The sequence below is a fragment of the Rhodococcus sp. H-CA8f genome (genome assembly GCF_002501585.1).
GTDB classification, from domain to species: Bacteria; Actinomycetota; Actinomycetes; order Mycobacteriales; family Mycobacteriaceae; genus Rhodococcus_F; species Rhodococcus_F erythropolis.
In genome coordinates this window covers 1459019-1476118 of sequence record NZ_CP023720.1, presented here as the reverse complement: position 1 = coordinate 1476118, position 17100 = coordinate 1459019, and the positions used below count along the sequence as shown (strand labels likewise).

The window sequence follows — 17100 nt, the reverse complement described above, 5'->3', positions numbered from 1 at the left end:
AGAACAAAGAAGATCGTGGCAGCGATCAGTGTCCTGATGGTGGTGGCACTAGTTGCTTACGTCTCCGTTCTTTTCGTGATCATCAAGAACATCAACGACGACCCCGAAAAGCTGCCGGTCATCACTGCATACGCACACGGCAAGACGATCGAGACGAACCCTGCCGGGTTCTGCACCATCGATCTGTCCCAGTGCGCCCAGGTGGGCGACATCTATGCCCTCGACGTTCCCGCGGGCTACCCGCTGCAGCTGTCGTTGTCGACGGACGTCTCCGATGCGCAGTGGGCCCTGCTGGCGGTCTACGAGGATGCCGACGGCAACCAGACCGGCGAACCCCGAGTCTTCGAGCCCGGCGAGGCCCTGGCAGTGACGGTCGAATCTTCGAGCGATCCCGTCAAGCAACTCGTCGGCGTCGAAATCCACCTCGCCGTCGGTGAGGGAAGCGAACAGGGACTACTGATCTGGTCGATCAAGACCGCCTGATCCCCGGAAGAACGAAAATGCCCTGCACACCGATTGGTGTGCAGGGCATTTTGTTTCGAAGCCGTGTACGGCAGCTCGAATCGAGCGATCAGGTATCGAGCTCGCGAGCGACGGCTCGGACGACCTCGGAGATCCGCTGAGCGGTCTTGCGGTCCGGGTACTTGCCGTTGCGCAGATCCGGCTGGACCTTCGCCTCGAGCAACGTGATCATGTCCTCGACCATGCCGTGCAGCTGGTCAGGGGTGTGCTTACGCTCGACCGGCTCACGACGCGTCGCCGTAGCGCCCCGCAACGACGGCGCCGGCTCCAGCACCTTCAGGCTCAGCGCCTGCGGACCGCGGCGGCCCGCAGCCATGCCGAACTCGACGCGCTGGCCAGCCTTCAAGCCTTCGACGCCCTCGGGGAGAGCGGAAGCACGGACGTAGACGTCCTCGCCCTCTTCCTGCGACAGAAAGCCGAAACCCTTTTCGACGTCGTACCACTTCACCTTGCCGGTCGGCACCGCGTTCACCTGCTCATCACTCGACTGGGGCATCTGCCCCAATGTGCTCGGGAGGCTCTCGGAAGAGCCTCATGGCCTTGCTCGCATCGCTTCCGGTGGAAGAATGCAAAAGAACGCGCCCCACACTTGCTTCAGCGGGGCGCGCAGTCTGTTAACAGTCTACCTGTGACGAACCCGGGTCGGCACCCAGGTTTACAGGCACTATCCTCGTAGGTGTGGACCCTCAACCGAACCCGCGCACTTCCGGCACCGGAAACGGTCTGTTCCGTACGGCGATGGCACTGTTCATCGTCGGATTCCTGGCGATCGTGGCCATCTTCGCAGTCCACATCTTCAGCGACACCCCGCCCGGCCTGGCGTTGTACCTGGTGGCACTCGCGTGCCCGATCGGCTTCCTTCTGGCCATCGTCTACACGCTCAGATCCGGTCGACGCGTGCGCTGATCACCCCCGCCTTCAACCGAAAGGTCACTGACCATGAGAATCCTCCTGAACGTGATCTGGCTGGTGTTCGGCGGCTTCTGGCTGGCGTTGGGTTACTTCGCCGCAGGCATCATCTGCTGCATCCTCATCATCACGATTCCCTTCGGAATCGCGGCATTCCGCATCGGCATCTACGCACTGTGGCCGTTCGGTAAGACCGTCGTCGACAAGCCGACCGCTGGTGTCGGTTCGATGATCGGCAATGTCATCTGGGTGATCATCGCCGGTATCTGGTTGGCGATCGGACACATCGTCACCGCCGTCGCGATGGCGATCACGATCATCGGAATTCCGCTCGCGGTCGCGAACCTGAAGATGATTCCGATCTCGCTGATGCCGCTCGGCAAGGAGATCGTCGACGTGGACCGCGTCAATTACGCATAGCCGTGGACCGCGTCAATTACGCATAGCCGTGGACCGCGTCAATTACGCGTAAGCGGGCCCGGAGACAGAAGAACCCGACCACAGCAGGTGCTGTGGTCGGGTTCTCTCGTATCAGGTCGGATCAGCGGCCGAGGCTACCGAGTCCGGGGAGGTTACCGAGCGAACCGGTACCCGTTCCCGGGTTGCCCGGATCAACGGGGCCGACCGGACCCTCGGAGACCACGATGGTCACACTCGAAGCGCGCGAAAGCACGCTCTTCGCAGTGATCTCGACGGTGACGCTGCCGACGGCCGTGGGGGTTCCCGAGATGGTGCCGTCCTGTGCGAGGGACAGTCCGCCGGGCAGAGTGCCGTTGGTGAGCGCAAAGGCTGCCCGGGTATCAGCGGCAGTGAGCTTCTGCGAATACGCCTTACCGACCTGAGCGGCAGGCAGTTCGACGGTCGCGGGTAGCGGGTACGCAGCAACGACGGTCACCTTGCCCCCGTTGGTCGTCGACGCGATGGCGCCGGTCGAGGTGTCGAGCGCGAGGTTTTTGACCTTCTCCAGTGCCGGAACCTTGGTATCGGTCAGAGCGGTGGTGGCGCGGGTCGTCAGATCGACCGACCACAGGTGTCCGTTCATGACGTCCGCGACATATGCAATGCCTGCAGCAGCGTCGACGACCACGCCGTTGGGAATCGCGGTCGGAGACAGCGTGGTCTTCGACAGAACCGCGCCGGCCGGGGTGATCGCCCACAGGTTGGTTGCCCGGGTGTCGGTCATGTAGATGTTGCCGGTGTTCGTGTCGACATCGACGTCGACCGGGTAGAGGTTGTCGGCACGCACGATCGACTTGAGTGCTCCGCCCTTGCGTACGTCCGCCTGCCACAGCGTGCGGCCGTAATTCTCGTCGAAGAAGTTGGTGTCCGCGATGTAGAGGAAGCCGCGGACACTGTCGAAGGCGAGCTTGGTCGGCGTTGCCGACTTGTCGACCAGAATGCTCGACACGGCGTCGGCGGCATTGGGGTCGACGACTCGGATGTTGCCGGACTTGTAGTCCGAGAAGTACGCGCGGTGTGTTGTGGGGTCGACGACGACATCGTTGATCTGCGGCCGCGACCCGTCGGGGTTCTTCTCGCTCAGCGTGACCGTCTTTTCGACCTTGCCGGTCTTCGTGTCGACAATCGAGATCGCGCCGCCGTAGGAGGAGGACACGTATGCGCGTCCGAGGTCCGAGTCCACGGCAAGTGCCGACGGGTAACCGACGACACCGTCGATGGTGCCGACGGACTTGCCGGTGTTCGTGTCGACGACGGACAACGAGCTGGTCGGTCCGCCGTACTGCGTGATGTATCCGCGGTGGGTTGCCGAGTCGACGACGATGTCGCCCGGCTGGGTTGCGGAATAGCTTCCGACAACACCGTGTGTCGGATCCTCGGGTGAGGCGTGTGCAGCGGGAGCAGTGACGGCCAGGCCGACAGCAGCAGCGGCGACGGCGAGTGACGCGGTGACCGCACGCCGACGGTATTGCAGTTTCATGAGGGGTGCCCTACTTCTTTGGAAGACTCTGCGAACCCTGCCCATTCGGGGCAAGTCAGGCAAACCTAACCTAAGTTTCAATCTCGATGTTGAGACGCAGGACACATCTTCGGCCTGGATCGGCGCACCTCTCACTCGGCCGGAATTCCATTTCCGCATAACGTGTGACCTTGCTCACATTACGGATGGATAACGGAACGGACACAACCGGACATTCACTCAGGCACCCCCACCTACCTGGGAAGAGTCTCCTGCGCTTTGTGTGACGCGTTGTACGTCCTTCGCCACGCCGCGTTATCAAATGGTGACACGAGAGACTCGAGCCGTTACCGTCGTTTTCGGCCGGGAAACTCGGCCACCTCCGGCCCGCCGCGCCAAGCCTTGTCCCGCGGGTACCGGACTTCCGACAGAGCATTCCAGGGACGAGGACGGGGGACCCAAAGTCCTCTGTGAGAACAGAAAAGTTCTCCAGTGGACACCGGTTCGATCGCAAGACCGAATCTTGGGGTGAAGCCAGACCCTTTCCAGCCAGGAAAGGCGAGGCCGGGCGACCTCTCAGCCCGAACCCGACAGCTGACCTCGCAGGCGCGTGTGGAGAGGATTTCGACCATCATGAGCGGACGCCATCGCAAGCCCACCACCACCGGTCGCACTGTCGCCAAGGTCGCCGTCACCGGCGCCATCATGGGCGTAGCAGGAATTGCAGCCACCGGAACCGCAAGCGCTGCCCCCGACTCCGACTGGGATCGTCTCGCCCAGTGTGAGGCCGGCGGAAACTGGGCGATCAACACCGGCAACGGTTACCAGGGCGGACTGCAGTTCTCCCCCAGCACGTGGAACGCACACGGCGGCGGACAGTACGCAGCCACCGCAAACCAGGCCACTCGCGAGCAGCAGATCGTTGTTGCCGAGCGTGTTCTCGCAAACCAGGGTTGGGGCGCATGGCCGTCCTGCTCCTCCAGCCTCGGACTGAGCAGCGGCGCCACCGAGCGTTCCGCTCCGGCCACCACGGCTCCTCAGGCAGCTCCGGCTCCGGCACAGCAGGTCGCTCAGACCGTTGCACACCCGGTCGCTGACGCCATCGATCAGGCAATCGCGTTCGCCAAGGCCAACGGCATCCCGGTCGACCCGCAGATCCTCGCAGTCGCCGACACCGCGAAGACGTTCCTCAAGTAACACCGGTAAGACTGTCCGCTCGGACGCTCGAACATCAAGAAGGCCCGCACCGAATCGGTGCGGGCCTTCTTCGTGTCGAGTTGTTATCGGTTGATGACGGTGTGCGGGTGTACGTAAGGAAGTGACTCCACCGGAACCGGAAAGGTGGTGTCCTCGCCGAAGGGTGAAAGTCCACCTGCGCGGGTCGATGACAATTCGGTCACTGCGTGATCTCCGTCTGCAGTTTCCGGCCATCCTGGATCTACATAGTGTTGCTTCGAATTGTTGGCCACGAAGTCATTTTGACAGGACGCCGTTACGCCGTACAGACCAGGTCTCTAATCTGATACCTGATGACCGAAACACGTGGCACCCCGGCGGGCAGTTCCGCAGCCGAAAGTCTGACCGATTGGCTCTCGGCGCGCAGTGACGCCGAGTTGACGGAGTTGCTGCGTCTGCGCCCCGATCTGGCCGTACCGCCGCCGAGCACGATGGTGGTTCTCAGTGGTCGGGCGCAGCAACGCGCGTCGGTCAGCCGAGCGGCGGACGAACTCGACACCCTGGATTTCGGTCTTCTCGAATTGTTGGCACTGGCCGGCGCCGAGGAAACTCCGATGACGCGGGCGGAGCTCAACAGTGCAATCGCCGAACGCGCCCTGACCGGCAAGGGCAAGGTCACCAAGAAGGCCGTCGACAAGTCACTGTCGAAGATGCGTGAGTCCGCCCTCGTCTGGGGTGTCGATCCCATCAGCGTCGTCCCGGCAGTCATCGGGATGATTCCGTGGCGTGTGGGGCGAGCCCTCGAACCTGCCGAGGCGATGACCGAGACCGAGATCTCGGCAGCCCTCGACGCTCTGGACACCCGTGAGCGGGATCTCCTCGAGACTCTCGCCAACTCCAGCCCGATCGGTCGCACCCGCGACGCCGCCCCCGGAACACCGCCTGAGCGCCCGGTTCAGCGACTGCTGGCGGCCGGCCTGCTGCGGTGGCTCGACGAGCAGACCGTCGAGCTTCCGGCGACGGTTCGTCAGGTCATCCGCGGCGAGCCGGTTTTCGATCCGACGACGCTGACCGCACCCGTCATCGGGGGCGACAAACTCAAACCCGCGGACGTGAACGCCGCAGCGGCCGGCGAGGCACTCGAGTTGGTACGCCAATGCGAGAGCGTGATCGCTGTTCTGGGCGCAGCACCGGCCCCAGCACTGCGAGCCGGTGGACTCGGTGTTCGAGAATTACGACGCGTGGCCAAGACGGCCGATCTCGACGAAGCGCGAGTGAGCCTGCTCGTCGAATTGCTCTCGGCAGCCGGACTCATCGCCAGTGGAACGCCCGATCCGGCGCCGGTCTCGGACAACGCGGACGAATACTGGACGCCCACACTCGCCGTCGACGGCTGGCTCAACGCGTCCACAGCGCGTCGGTGGGAGGTGCTGGCGTCCGCCTGGGTCGACGTACCGCGAGTTCCGTGGATGATCGGGCTGAGGGATTCCACCGACAAGCCCATCGCGGCGCTGTCCGAGGAAGGCCGGGCCCCGGCGGCTCCGCGCGATCGCCAGGCCATTCTGGGGCTGCTCTCCGAACTCGACAGTGGCCAGACTGCATCGGCCGTCGAGGTAAGTCGACTACTGGCGTGGCGACGCCCGCGATGGAGCGGGCGCCTACGGACGTTCGCAATCGAGCGGACTCTGGACGAGGCCGCCGCGCTCGGGCTGGTGGCCCGCGGCGCGTTGTCGTCACCTGGACGAGCTTTGCTGCACGGCGGGGACGCCGAAGCCGAAATGCAGTCCGCCCTACCCGAGCCCATCGACTACATCCTGGTCCAGGCAGATCTGACTCTGGTTGCGCCCGGCCCGCTCGTACCGGACCTGCTCGAGCAGGTGAGCCTGGTCGCGGACATCGAGTCGGCAGGATCGGCGTCCATGTACCGCATCAGCGAGGACAGCGTGCGTCGTGCGCTCGACGCCGGTCTGACGGCCACCGAACTGCATGCGATGTTCGCCTCGAAATCGAAGACGCCTGTTCCCCAATCACTTTCGTATCTGATCGACGATGTCGCCCGTCGACACGGGCGACTGCGTGCCGGAGTGGCGGCGTCGTTCATTCGATGTGAGGACGCATCACTGCTGGCGGAGGTCCTCGCTTCGGCGGTGGCGGAGCCCCTGGCATTGCGCGCCTTGGCTCCCACAGTCGCGATTTCGCAGGCCCCACTGCGCGAGGTCCTGGCCGAGCTGCGCGCAGCCGGATTCGCGCCGGCAGGTGAGGACTCCTCGGGCACGTTGGTCGATCTCCGCCCACGCGGGGCGCGGGTACCGAACCGTCGCAGCCGACCGGCCTCGCGAATGCCCGCAAGCCCGTCGGCGGATCAATTGGCGTCGTTGGTACGGACGATGCGAGCAGGTGACCGCGCTTCCGCCCCGGGCCGTGGTGGTGTCCGGACGGACGGTTCGAGGGAGAACAATGCCGCCACCATCGCGTTACTGGCCACAGCGGCCCGGGACAATTCGAGCGTCAACATCGGCTATGTCGACGCTCAGGGGGTAGCGACTCATCGCATCGTCGACCCCGTCAGCGTGGGCGGCGGACAGCTGGACGCCTTCGACCCGGCAAGTGGTGCCGTACGCCGTTTCACGTTGCACCGCATTACTTCCGTCAGCCCCGTCGACTCCGGAAAAAAGTAGCAGAAAAGAAGCAACTGGCTTTTTTCTGTAAATGAAGTATGGTCGAGGTCAGTTTGTGATTGCCACTTCGAAAAATGAGGAGCGACAATGGCTGACAAGGCGCCGGGAAAGAACATGAAGAAACCCGCTCAGTCGATCAAGGAACGCCGCGCGGAAAAGCGGGCGAAAAATACGGAGTCTTCCGAGTTCATTCGTAAGCGGAAGCGGAGCTGACAGCACAGTCCAGAGGAAGACGAGCTGACTGCGAAGCTGACCAATGCCTGCCTCCACCGACACCCTCGTGCACCTGCACGAAACATTCAACCTGTTCAAGTCACGTAGTCGAGGAACTGATGCACGCTCGCGCGGCTACGCAGCGGGCATGACCCTTGCATCACTGTGTGTCCTCGACGAACACGCTCGGCAATCCGGAATACTTCTTTCGGATTTACCGCAGAAAGAGAATCAACCATCGTGAAAAGAACAATCCACACCCTGGACCGTATTCAAACGAGACTCGAATCGGAGCTTGATTCCACTCCGGGTGATTCCGAAAAGAATATCGGTTATAGATCCGGAATTTCCGAAGCTATTACTCATGTAATGGAAATGCGGAAGTCAGTGGTCGCGCAGAAATAGGAGGCGCATCAATTAGGCGCTCATCCCAATAACTGTCGCACTCCACCCACCAGAAAGACGACCTGGTCCTCGTAGAAGTCGGCAAGTCGCTCCGGCGCGAGCGGCTTGCTGCTTCCGCTCCAATCGTCCGCCCGGCTCAACGCCTGGAGGAAGCCCATCAAGGCAACCGCCCAGCGAGTCTCGAGCCTTTCGGGATCGGTAGCAGGAAAGGTACGACGGACCTGGTCGAGAAGATGATCACGAAGGTGCAGCTCGGTCGCCTCGAGGGCTGGATGGCCCGGTCGTGACATCTGCGGCTGCGAAATCTGCGTGACGATTCTGATCCATCGCATTCCCCGCGTGCGATGGCGAAGAAGCAGTGTCTTGTATGGCGCCGTGACGGCCCGCACCAACGCTTCGACCGTCGGCGGCTCCTTGTCGGCGGCTAGGGCGTCCACGTTCGCGCTGATCTGATCTCGCACCGACGTTCCCATGTCCAACAGCACCGCGGCGACCAGATCCTCCTTGGTGCCGAAATGGTAGTGGACGGACGACGGTCCGAGACCGGCCGCCGCATTGACCGCGCGCAGCGAAACTGCATCCAATCCCTCTGTCGCGAAAAGCCGTTCAGCAGTTTTGAGCAAACGCAGACGTGTCACGTCGCCTTGACGGTTCTGCCGGGAGTCGGTCATACGAACGAGCTTCGCACGGGCTCGCCGAACTTCTCCGAAGCGCTGACCGCGGAGTCAGAGTGATTCACGGTGTGCTCGCACCCTGTTGTCGCGATCGACCCAGCCGTGGGCGCGTGCGTAGTCCACCATCGCGGAGAACTTCTGCCTCCACTGCGCGTTTCCGACCTGGGCCGCGACGGCTTGTTCCAGGTGAGCAATGTCGAGCCAGACATGATCGTCCTCGAGTTCCCCCCACGGTTCCAATGCCCGACTCAGAGTCTCGGATTGATCGTCGCCGCCTACGACGACCGAGAGACTGGTGAAATCGTCGACCCCGTTCAGTTCGACGGTCGAGGAGGTGGGGGTGATTGTGACGTCCAGTCGCATGACCTCTTCAACGCTCCTTCTCAAAATGCCTGGTTCAGTTGATCGACTTGAAACAACCTTAGACGACATGACTGCGCCAGATAGCGTTGAGCTACAAGTGATTACAAACCTCCCACTGTGCGGGAGGCTCAACTTATTGGATCAGTTGATCCATGTTAGACATCTCCATCAGAGCGAGTGATCCAAATCACTCCCCTGTCGACAGGAGATGTCATCGTGTGGTCCGCATCGTCCATCCGCTTCGGAGCCTTCCTCGCCCCGTACCATCCGCTCGACGCCGATCCCGCCCTGCAACTCAGACGCGATATCGACCTCATGACACACCTGGACCACCTCGGATTCGAAGAAGCGTGGATGGGTGAGCATCATTCGACCGGCGCCGAGATCGTGCCTGCCCCGGACATGTTCATCGCGGCCGCCACAGAGCGAACCGAGCGCATCCAGTTCGGCACAGGCGTGACGTCCCTGCCCTATCACCACCCGCTGATCACGGCCGACCGCATCACTCAGCTCGATCTGCAGACCCGCGGACGGCTCATCTTCGGCACCGGCCCGGGCAAGATCCCCCTCGATGCACACATGATGGGCATCAACCCGTCGGACCAGCGTCGTCGCCAGGGCGAAGCGCTCGAGGCCATTCTCGCGTTGCTCCGCGGCGAGGTCGTCAACATGGAAACCGACTGGTTCACGTTGCGTGACGCACGCGCACAGCTGCCCACATACCGTGCGGACGGCATCGAGACCGTGACAGCGTCGACGATTTCCCCCAACGGTTCGGTGCTCGCCGGCAAGAACGGGCTCTCCCTGCTCTCACTCGCGGCGAGTTCACCCAGCGGATTCGACGCACTGGATCGCAACTGGGATGTGTACGAGAAGGTCTCGGCCGAGCACGGCCACCACGCCGACCGGGCGACGTGGCGTGTGGTCAATCCGATGTTCATCGCCGAGACCCGAGCCGAAGCCGAGCGCGCCGTGAGCCGACGGATCGGATCGATGGCCTCCTACGTGAATCGACAGACCGGCCAGAACCCTGCCTGGGCAGATACACCTGCCGGAATCATCGACCAGTGGCGCAACGACACGCTCGGCGAGTTCGGTCAGGCGATCATCGGTACGCCCGAAGATGCGATCGCTCAGATCGAGCGTCTGATCGAGAAGACAGGAGGGTTCGGCACGTTCCTGATCCTTCACGTGGACATGGCGAGCTGGGAGGACACCAAACGCAGCTACGAATTGTTCGCCTCCGAGGTGGTCCCGCACTTCCGGAAGCGGAATGTCGGACGTCAGGCGAGCATGCAGTTCGCCGAGGACAACCGCGAATACCTGATCGGCGGGCTGGTCGGAGCGATCACCAAAGCCCATACCGACTACTACGGCCAACCGGCCGAGACGGGAGCCTTGCGGGCATGAGGGCTGTCCGATTCCAACAGGGAGAATTCGCCGTCGCCGAGATGGCCGACGCGCCGCCGTTGGCACCCCATCAGATCCGCATCGACGTCGTCGCCTGCGGAATCTGCGGCAGCGACCTGAGCATGTCGAAGGACCCGTGCCGATTCGTCGAGGTCGCACAGAACGGTGGCTACCCGCTCGCCACCTTCGATCCAGACGCACCCGTGGTGCTGGGTCACGAATACGCGGGCATCGTCGCCGAGACCGGTTCTGCAGTAGACGATTTCATGATCGGTGATCGGGTGGCCGGCATCGGCTTGGCCACCGACACGGCTACCGGAATCCCGACGATCATCGGTTACTCGAACGAATACCACGGCGCGTTCGGCGATCACATCGTTGTCGACGCATTCTGGGTTCGCAAGGTTCCCGACCATCTGTCACTCGAGCACGCCACACTGGCCGAACCTCTACACGTCGGCGAGATGCATCTCCAGCAGTCCGGCCTCACCTCGGCCGATTCAGCGCTCGTCGTCGGTTGCGGGACGATCGGACTGGGTGCCATCGTCGCGGCGAAAGCGAGAGGGGCACAGATCGTCATCGCGTCCGAACCCTCCCCCAAACGCCGCGAGCTCGCCAAGAAGATGGGCGCGGACATCGTCGTCGACCCCTTCACACAGGATCCGATCGAACTGTGGAATCAGATGGTCGCCGAAGGCAACCCGCTCGTGGGCCAGGCCGCGAACGGCATCCTGATCGCCTACGAATGCAGCGGCCGGGCGGGGGTCATCGGCGAACTGATGCGCACCCTGCCGTTCAACTCGCGGATTCAGGTCCTGGCTGCGCCGTTCGGCGACGAGACCATCGTTCCCGTCATCGGGCAGTTCCGAAGGATCTCGATCAACTTCGGTCATGGCCCCTACGAGAACGCGTACGACATCACCCTTGCTCGGTTGGCCGCCGGCGAGATCGACGCCGAAGCGATCATTACCGGCCGTGTCGGGCTCGACGGAGTTTCGGACGCTTTTGCGGCTCTTCGCGCACCCGACGAGCACGTGAAGATCCTCGTCCTGCCCGCTGCAGGTCGTCCGGAATAGCGGTTGGTCCTGCTCTGTTGACGTAGGGGTGCCCGAACTCGGGCACCTCTACTTCTGGCTGTGCGAGCGTCGCCTGTTGGCGTATGCGCTCCGATACCAGGACAATGGCAGGGTTGGCGTCAGCCGACAACGCGGTGCAACGCTCTGTGGCTGCTGCGTTTGTTTCACTAGGAGGCTTCCGTGACCGACGGACCGTTGATCGTCCAATCCGACAAGACGCTGCTGTTGGAGGTCGACCACGAGCGCGCCGGCGATGCCAGGCAGGCAATCGCCCCCTTCGCGGAACTCGAACGCGCCCCCGAGCACGTCCACACGTATCGCATCACTCCCCTGGCCTTGTGGAATGCCCGCGCCGCCGGTCACGACGCCGAGCAGGTTGTCGACGCTCTGGTTTCGTTCTCACGATTCGCTGTTCCGCAACCGCTGCTGGTCGACATCGTCGACACGATGGCCAGGTACGGACGCTTGCAGCTGGTCAAGAGCCCGGTGCACGGCCTCATCCTGGTCAGCCTCGACCGGGCAGTCCTCACCGAGGTGATGCGACACAAGAAGATCTCACCGATGCTCGGTGAGAAGGTCGACGACGACACGGTGATCGTCCACCCGAGCGAACGCGGCCGCCTCAAGCAGATGTTGCTCAAGGTGGGCTGGCCGGCCGAGGACCTCGCCGGCTATGTGGACGGCGAAGCGCACCCGATCGATCTCGCTTTCGAAGAGGGCCACTGGGAACTGCGCGACTACCAGCAGATGGCAGCGGATTCGTTCTGGGCCGGCGGCTCGGGCGTCGTCGTGCTGCCGTGTGGCGCCGGCAAGACGATGGTGGGCGCAGCAGCCATGGCAAAGGCCAAAGCCACCACACTCATCCTCGTCACCAATACCGTCGCCGGTCGTCAGTGGAAGCGTGAGCTCATCGCCCGCACGTCGTTGACCGAGGAAGAAATCGGCGAATACTCCGGCGAGCGCAAGGAGATTCGGCCGGTCACGATCGCGACCTACCAGGTGATCACGCGTCGTACGAAGGGCGAGTACAAGCATCTCGAACTCTTCGACTCCCGCGACTGGGGACTGGTGATCTACGACGAGGTCCACTTGCTGCCCGCGCCCGTCTTCCGGATGACGGCAGACCTGCAGTCGCGCCGCCGTCTCGGCCTGACCGCAACGCTGGTTCGTGAGGACGGCCGCGAAGGCGACGTCTTCTCGCTCATCGGGCCCAAGCGCTACGACGCTCCGTGGAAGGACATCGAAGCGCAGGGCTGGATCGCGCCGGCAGACTGCGTCGAGGTGCGAGTGACGATGACGGACGCCGAGCGCATGTCCTATGCCGTCGCCGAACCGGAGGAGCGCTACAAACTGTGCTCCACGGCGCACACCAAAATTGCTGTCGTGAAGTCCATTCTGGCGAAGCACCCCGATTCCCCGACCTTGGTGATCGGTGCGTATCTCGATCAGCTCGACGAACTCGGCGAAGCCCTGAACGCGCCGGTGATCAAGGGATCCACCAAGAACAAGGAACGTGAGATCCTGTTCGATCAGTTCCGTAACGGTGAGATCCAGACGCTGGTGGTGAGTAAGGTCGCGAACTTCTCGATCGACCTTCCGGAGGCGTCTGTCGCCGTGCAGGTTTCGGGAACCTTCGGATCGAGACAGGAAGAAGCTCAGCGGCTCGGACGACTGTTGCGACCCAAGCACGACGGCGGTCAGGCCCACTTCTATTCGGTGGTTTCCCGCGACACTCTCGATGCGGAATACGCGGCACATCGTCAGCGATTCCTCGCCGAACAGGGCTACGCCTACCGGATCACCGACGCCGATGACCTGCTCGGACCTGCAATCGGCTGAGCATTTCTGCAACACGTTGCAGAATCAAATGGACATACGTCCAGTTACCTGTAGAGTGTCCCCTGTCACAGTCGTGTCCATCGGCCGGGGGTCACCAGCACCATGCGCTCAGTTCCACGTCTACGGGGTCGGCTCGCCGGAACCATCTCGCTGCTGACTGCCGCCGTCGTCGTCGCCACGACAGGCGTCAGCGCCGCGGCACCGAGTCCTGCTCCTACCGCGCAGAACTCGGTGTACGCACTTGCGAACGGTTGCTTCGCGCTGCGCACCGAGTCTGGTGATTTCGTCCGTCGTGACGGGTCGGCGTACCTCACCGACGTAACGAAAGCCGCAGACGCCGAACCGTTCCGGCTACATGCGGCCCAGTTGGGTCGTTTCATGCTGTACGGCCCGGACGGGTCGATGCTCTCGCACGACGGCGCGGACTCGGTACTCGCCACTTCCGAAGCAACTCCCTCCACCGACTGGACCGTGATGTCCACCGGTGAATCGTTCGTTCTGACCGCGACCTCGAACGGCCGTCAACTGATCTCGCGCGATTTGATGCTCACGATGTCCGATCCCGGTGACGTTCCCGAATCTGCGTTCACGCTGATCCCGCGCGACGGCTGCGCCGACTTCCCCGAAGCGGAGGTGGGCGCAAACGGCGTTCCAGGAGAAATCGGACCGAACGGTGAAGTCACCGGATTCATCGACACACACGTGCACATGAACGCTTCCGAGTTCATGGGCGGAAACCTGCACTGCGGCCGACCTTTCGACCCTCAGGGCGTCACCGCAGCGCTCGTCGACTGCCCGGACCATCGACCCGACGGGATACCGGCGCTCCTCGAAAACGTTCTGTCGTACGGCAATCCCTTCGAAACTCACGACACCACCGGCTGGCCGAGTTTCGCCGACTGGCCGGCGCACGATTCACTGACGCACGAGCAGACGTACTACAAGTGGGTCGAGCGCGCCTGGCGTGGTGGTCTGCGAATCTTCACCAATCTCTTTGTCGCCAACCGTGTGCTGTGTGAGCTGTATCCGAGCAAGCGAAATCCCTGTGACGAGATGGAGACCGTCCGGATCCAGGCGCAGCAGACACGCGAACTCCAGGACTACATCGACGCCCAGTACGGCGGTCCCGGCCGGGGTTGGTTCCGCATCGTGAGCTCCCCTGAACAGGCCAGGCAGGTGGCCGCCGACGGAAAGCTGGCCGTCACCCTCGGGGTGGAGGTGTCCGAACCCTTCGGTTGCTCTGTGCGCAACGGTATTCCGCAGTGCACCGAGGACGACATCGACCGCGGCCTGGACGAGTTGTACGACCTCGGTGTTCGGCAGATGATCGTCACGCACAAGTTCGACAACGCCCTCGGCGGTGCCCGTTTCGACGGCGGCGTCACCGGAGTGGCCGTCAATATCGGCAACTACCTGGGCACCGGGGAGTTCTGGCAGTCGGAACCATGCACCGGCGTTGCCGAGGACAATGTGCTGCCCACCAAGGTCGACGGCGCACAGAATCTTCTCGCGGTACTCCCACCCGGAGTGACGCTTCCGGTGTACCCCTCTGGTCCGCAATGCAATTCGCACGGCCTGACCGACCTCGGCGCATACACGATCCGAGGTTTGATGGACCGAGGGATGATCGTGGACATCGATCACATGAGCGTCAAGACCGCCGAAGCAGCCCTCGACATTCTCGAAGCAGCGAACTATTCCGGTGTTGTTTCCAGTCACAGCTGGAGCGACCCGAGCCTCTACAAGCGGATCTACGCGCTCGGCGGATTTGTCGCCCTGTACGCCGGGCAACTGGACGCATCGGACGACAAGCCCGAGGAGCGTGGGTTCATCGACCAGTGGCGCGACGCACGGGCAATGCGAAGCGAGAACTACTACTTCGGTTTCGGCTACGGCGCAGACACCAACGGCTTCGGGCCGCAAGCCGCACCGCGCGGTGACGCCGCCGAAAATCCGCTCCAATATCCGTACACCGCCTTCGACGGCACCGTCATGGACCAGCAGCGCGCCGGCACCAGGGTTTTCGACGTGAACACCGACGGTGTTGCCCAGTACGGGATGATTCCCGACTGGATCGCGGACATGCGTATTGCTGCGGGCGCCGACGGTGACACGATCATCGAGGACATGAGCCGTGGCGCCGAGGCTTACCTGCAAATGTGGGAGCGCGCGCGAAACTAGCTACGCTGGTGGACGGCTCCCGGGAGATCGGGGGCCGGTCCTAGATCGTCCGGCACCACCCGAAGGATTTTTTCGTGGCTGACTTCCAGTTCACCGTCGACAAGGCCCACGCCAAGTCGGTCAACGACACACTGGCCGACGTACGCCGCCTGCAGATTTCTGCGGTGATCTTCGCGATCGTCCTCGCCGCGGTCGGAGCCTGGCTGATCAGCATGGGTGAGGTGTGGTCCATCATCATCGGCGCGGTCCTCGCCATCGGTGCGGCCAGTTCACTGTGGGTCGCCTTGTGGGCACCTCGCAAGGTGGGAAGCGTCGAATCTCTGTATGCGGACAACCCACTGGTTCCCGCGATCGTCACCGAGGTTCACCCTCGAGCGGCGACCCTGACGGCACTGATCGACATCGCGAAGCCGGCGGCCGGAGCACCGAAGTACGCGCTCGTCAGCCGCAATGTTCGACTCAATCCGAAGTGGCGAGTCGGCGACCGCATTCCGTCGGTGGCACTGCGTTCGGATCGTTCCACCCGCAGCAAGGCTGACACGTGGCAGATGGTCAGCCCCATGCCGATCGAGTGGGGAACCAAGGACTCGGCAGTGCTGGCACGCGCGATCGCAGCTGTCAGTGCGAGCGAGTGGAACTTCCTGCAGAGCCGGATCCCCGACTCCGAAGAAGTTCGCACCCACCCCGATCGCCGGGTTCTGATCAACCCGGCCGATCTTCCTGACTCCCTGCGCTAGCCCTAACGGTTACGCAAGCGCGGGCAGCACTTCCTTCTCGAACATCTCGATTCCCGACGTGTCGTACGCGGCCTCGGGGAAGTAGAAGATTGCGTACTCGAGTCCCTGTGCCTTGAGCGCCGACAGGTTCTCGATGATCTGCTCGGGTGTACCAACGGCGGGCATTCCGCGGAACGCATCGAGCGACGCATCGGCGGCAGCTTCGCCGACCAACGGCGTCAGTCTGTCCTTCAGTGTCTCCAACCGCTGAGCCACCTCGGCTTCCGTCGCGCCGATGGCCACGTTGTAGTTGGCCGAACGGACGATGGCATCGAAATCGGTACCGACGGTGTCGCAGTGCTTCTTCAGGATCTCGGACTTGTGCGCGAAGCCGGCCGGGGTGCCGTCGAAGTTTGTGTACTGCGCGTACTTGGCCGCGATCTTGAGTGTGACCTTCTCGCCGCCACCGGCAACCCAGATGGGAATTCCGCCCTCTTGCAACGGAAGTGGACGGCACAGCGCTCCGTCGACCTGGTAGTACTTGCCGTCGAGCGTCGAGCTGCCGGTCGACCACGCCTGCTGCATGATCTGGATTCCTTCGTCGAGGCGGCCCAGACGCTCACCGGCAGAGGGGAAACCGTAGCCGTACGCGCGCCACTCCTGCTCGTACCAACCGCCGCCGATGCCCATCTCGACGCGTCCACCCGTGATCAGGTCGGTGGTCGCGGCGACCTTGGCGAGGTACGCCGGGTTTCGGTAACTCATGGCGGTACACATCTGGCCCAGTCGGATACGCGAGGTCGACGCACCGAGTGCGGCCATCAACGTCCACGCCTCGTGAGTCGCTTCTTCCGTCGGTTGGGGAACGGTGTGAAAGTGGTCGTAGACCCACACCGACTCCCACGGCCCTGCCTCCGCGCGCAGCGTGAAGTCTCGCATCACCTCCCACTGCTTCGCGGGGTCGATGCCGACCAGGTCCAGACGCCAGCCTTGAGGTACGAACAGTCCGAATCGCATGTA

At 63.0% G+C, this 17100-nt stretch carries 17 protein-coding genes and 1 riboswitch; of the genes, 11 read left to right on the top strand and 6 right to left on the bottom strand.

What is annotated here, in order from left to right:
* The first annotated feature begins 15 nt into the window (after nucleotides 1-15).
* A complete protein-coding gene (locus tag CPI83_RS07100) occupies nucleotides 16-483 on the top strand; it encodes a DUF2771 domain-containing protein (protein WP_225989529.1) in 468 nt (155 codons plus the stop codon).
* Nucleotides 484-571: 88 nt separating this feature from the next.
* Here CPI83_RS07100 and CPI83_RS07095 read toward each other — a convergent pair whose 3' ends face one another.
* Complete coding sequence (locus CPI83_RS07095; protein WP_007733502.1) at nucleotides 572-985, bottom strand: cold-shock protein; 414 nt, start codon at nucleotides 983-985, stop codon at nucleotides 572-574.
* 215 nt (nucleotides 986-1200) lie between these two features.
* On the opposite strand from CPI83_RS07095, the gene CPI83_RS07090 reads away from it, so the two are divergent.
* Together CPI83_RS07090 and CPI83_RS07085 are read left to right on the top strand one after the other, a co-directional pair.
* Nucleotides 1201-1428, top strand: a complete 228-nt coding sequence (locus CPI83_RS07090; protein WP_003940194.1) for a hypothetical protein — start codon at nucleotides 1201-1203, stop codon at nucleotides 1426-1428.
* A 33-nt stretch (nucleotides 1429-1461) separates the two neighbouring features.
* Complete coding sequence (locus tag CPI83_RS07085) at nucleotides 1462-1851, top strand: YccF domain-containing protein (RefSeq protein ID WP_003939919.1); 390 nt, start codon at nucleotides 1462-1464, stop codon at nucleotides 1849-1851.
* 121 nt (nucleotides 1852-1972) lie between these two features.
* On the opposite strand, the gene CPI83_RS07080 is transcribed toward CPI83_RS07085, so the two are convergent.
* Nucleotides 1973-3370 carry a YncE family protein gene (locus CPI83_RS07080; RefSeq protein ID WP_080909105.1) on the bottom strand — a complete coding sequence of 466 codons (1398 nt, stop codon included), beginning with the start codon at nucleotides 3368-3370 and terminating at the stop codon, nucleotides 1973-1975.
* Between the two features lie 383 nt (nucleotides 3371-3753).
* Nucleotides 3754-3974, top strand: a riboswitch (cyclic di-AMP (ydaO/yuaA leader).
* Nucleotides 3975-3982: 8 nt separating this feature from the next.
* Between CPI83_RS07080 and CPI83_RS07075 the strand changes: the two genes are divergently transcribed.
* The gene (locus tag CPI83_RS07075; protein ID WP_019744938.1) at nucleotides 3983-4546 is read left to right on the top strand and encodes a transglycosylase family protein; all 564 of its coding nucleotides are present in this window, start codon (nucleotides 3983-3985) and stop codon (nucleotides 4544-4546) included.
* Between the two features lie 83 nt (nucleotides 4547-4629).
* Here CPI83_RS07075 and CPI83_RS07070 read toward each other — a convergent pair whose 3' ends face one another.
* Nucleotides 4630-4818 (bottom strand): hypothetical protein, encoded by a 189-nt coding sequence (locus CPI83_RS07070; protein WP_019744939.1) that lies wholly within the window; start codon nucleotides 4816-4818, stop codon nucleotides 4630-4632.
* Between the two features lie 60 nt (nucleotides 4819-4878).
* On the opposite strand from CPI83_RS07070, the gene CPI83_RS07065 reads away from it, so the two are divergent.
* Nucleotides 4879-7203: a helicase-associated domain-containing protein gene (locus tag CPI83_RS07065; protein WP_020908802.1), complete on the top strand. Its 2325-nt coding sequence runs from the start codon at nucleotides 4879-4881 to the stop codon at nucleotides 7201-7203.
* Between the two features lie 87 nt (nucleotides 7204-7290).
* Nucleotides 7291-7416 carry a hypothetical protein gene (locus tag CPI83_RS31305; protein ID WP_256063234.1) on the top strand — a complete coding sequence of 42 codons (126 nt, stop codon included), beginning with the start codon at nucleotides 7291-7293 and terminating at the stop codon, nucleotides 7414-7416.
* Between the two features lie 425 nt (nucleotides 7417-7841).
* On the opposite strand, the gene CPI83_RS07055 is transcribed toward CPI83_RS31305, so the two are convergent.
* Complete coding sequence (locus CPI83_RS07055) at nucleotides 7842-8492, bottom strand: TetR/AcrR family transcriptional regulator (protein ID WP_092763021.1); 651 nt, start codon at nucleotides 8490-8492, stop codon at nucleotides 7842-7844.
* A gap of 54 nt (nucleotides 8493-8546) precedes the next feature.
* Nucleotides 8547-8858: a hypothetical protein gene (locus tag CPI83_RS07050; protein WP_097387007.1), complete on the bottom strand. Its 312-nt coding sequence runs from the start codon at nucleotides 8856-8858 to the stop codon at nucleotides 8547-8549.
* A gap of 216 nt (nucleotides 8859-9074) precedes the next feature.
* Here CPI83_RS07050 and CPI83_RS07045 point away from each other — a divergent pair, with 216 nt between their 5' ends.
* The 5 genes from CPI83_RS07045 to CPI83_RS07025 all read left to right on the top strand — a co-directional run bounded on the left by CPI83_RS07045 (nucleotide 9075) and on the right by CPI83_RS07025 (nucleotide 16101).
* On the top strand, nucleotides 9075-10268 hold the full coding sequence (locus CPI83_RS07045) for an LLM class flavin-dependent oxidoreductase (protein ID WP_097388137.1): 1194 nt from the start codon (nucleotides 9075-9077) through the stop codon (nucleotides 10266-10268).
* Entirely contained in the window at nucleotides 10265-11344 is a 1080-nt protein-coding gene (locus CPI83_RS07040) for an alcohol dehydrogenase catalytic domain-containing protein (RefSeq protein ID WP_097387006.1), read from the top strand. Before CPI83_RS07045 ends, CPI83_RS07040 begins: the two co-directional genes overlap by 4 nt.
* 180 nt (nucleotides 11345-11524) lie before the next feature.
* Complete coding sequence (locus CPI83_RS07035) at nucleotides 11525-13183, top strand: DNA repair helicase XPB (protein ID WP_019744947.1); 1659 nt, start codon at nucleotides 11525-11527, stop codon at nucleotides 13181-13183.
* Between the two features lie 102 nt (nucleotides 13184-13285).
* The gene (locus CPI83_RS07030) at nucleotides 13286-15364 is read left to right on the top strand and encodes a peptidase (protein ID WP_097387005.1); all 2079 of its coding nucleotides are present in this window, start codon (nucleotides 13286-13288) and stop codon (nucleotides 15362-15364) included.
* Between the two features lie 74 nt (nucleotides 15365-15438).
* Complete coding sequence (locus CPI83_RS07025) at nucleotides 15439-16101, top strand: DUF3239 domain-containing protein (protein WP_020970500.1); 663 nt, start codon at nucleotides 15439-15441, stop codon at nucleotides 16099-16101.
* Nucleotides 16102-16110: 9 nt separating this feature from the next.
* On the opposite strand, the gene CPI83_RS07020 is transcribed toward CPI83_RS07025, so the two are convergent.
* Nucleotides 16111-17097, bottom strand: a complete 987-nt coding sequence (locus CPI83_RS07020) for an LLM class F420-dependent oxidoreductase (protein ID WP_019744950.1) — start codon at nucleotides 17095-17097, stop codon at nucleotides 16111-16113.
* Nucleotides 17098-17100: the final 3 nt, after the last annotated feature.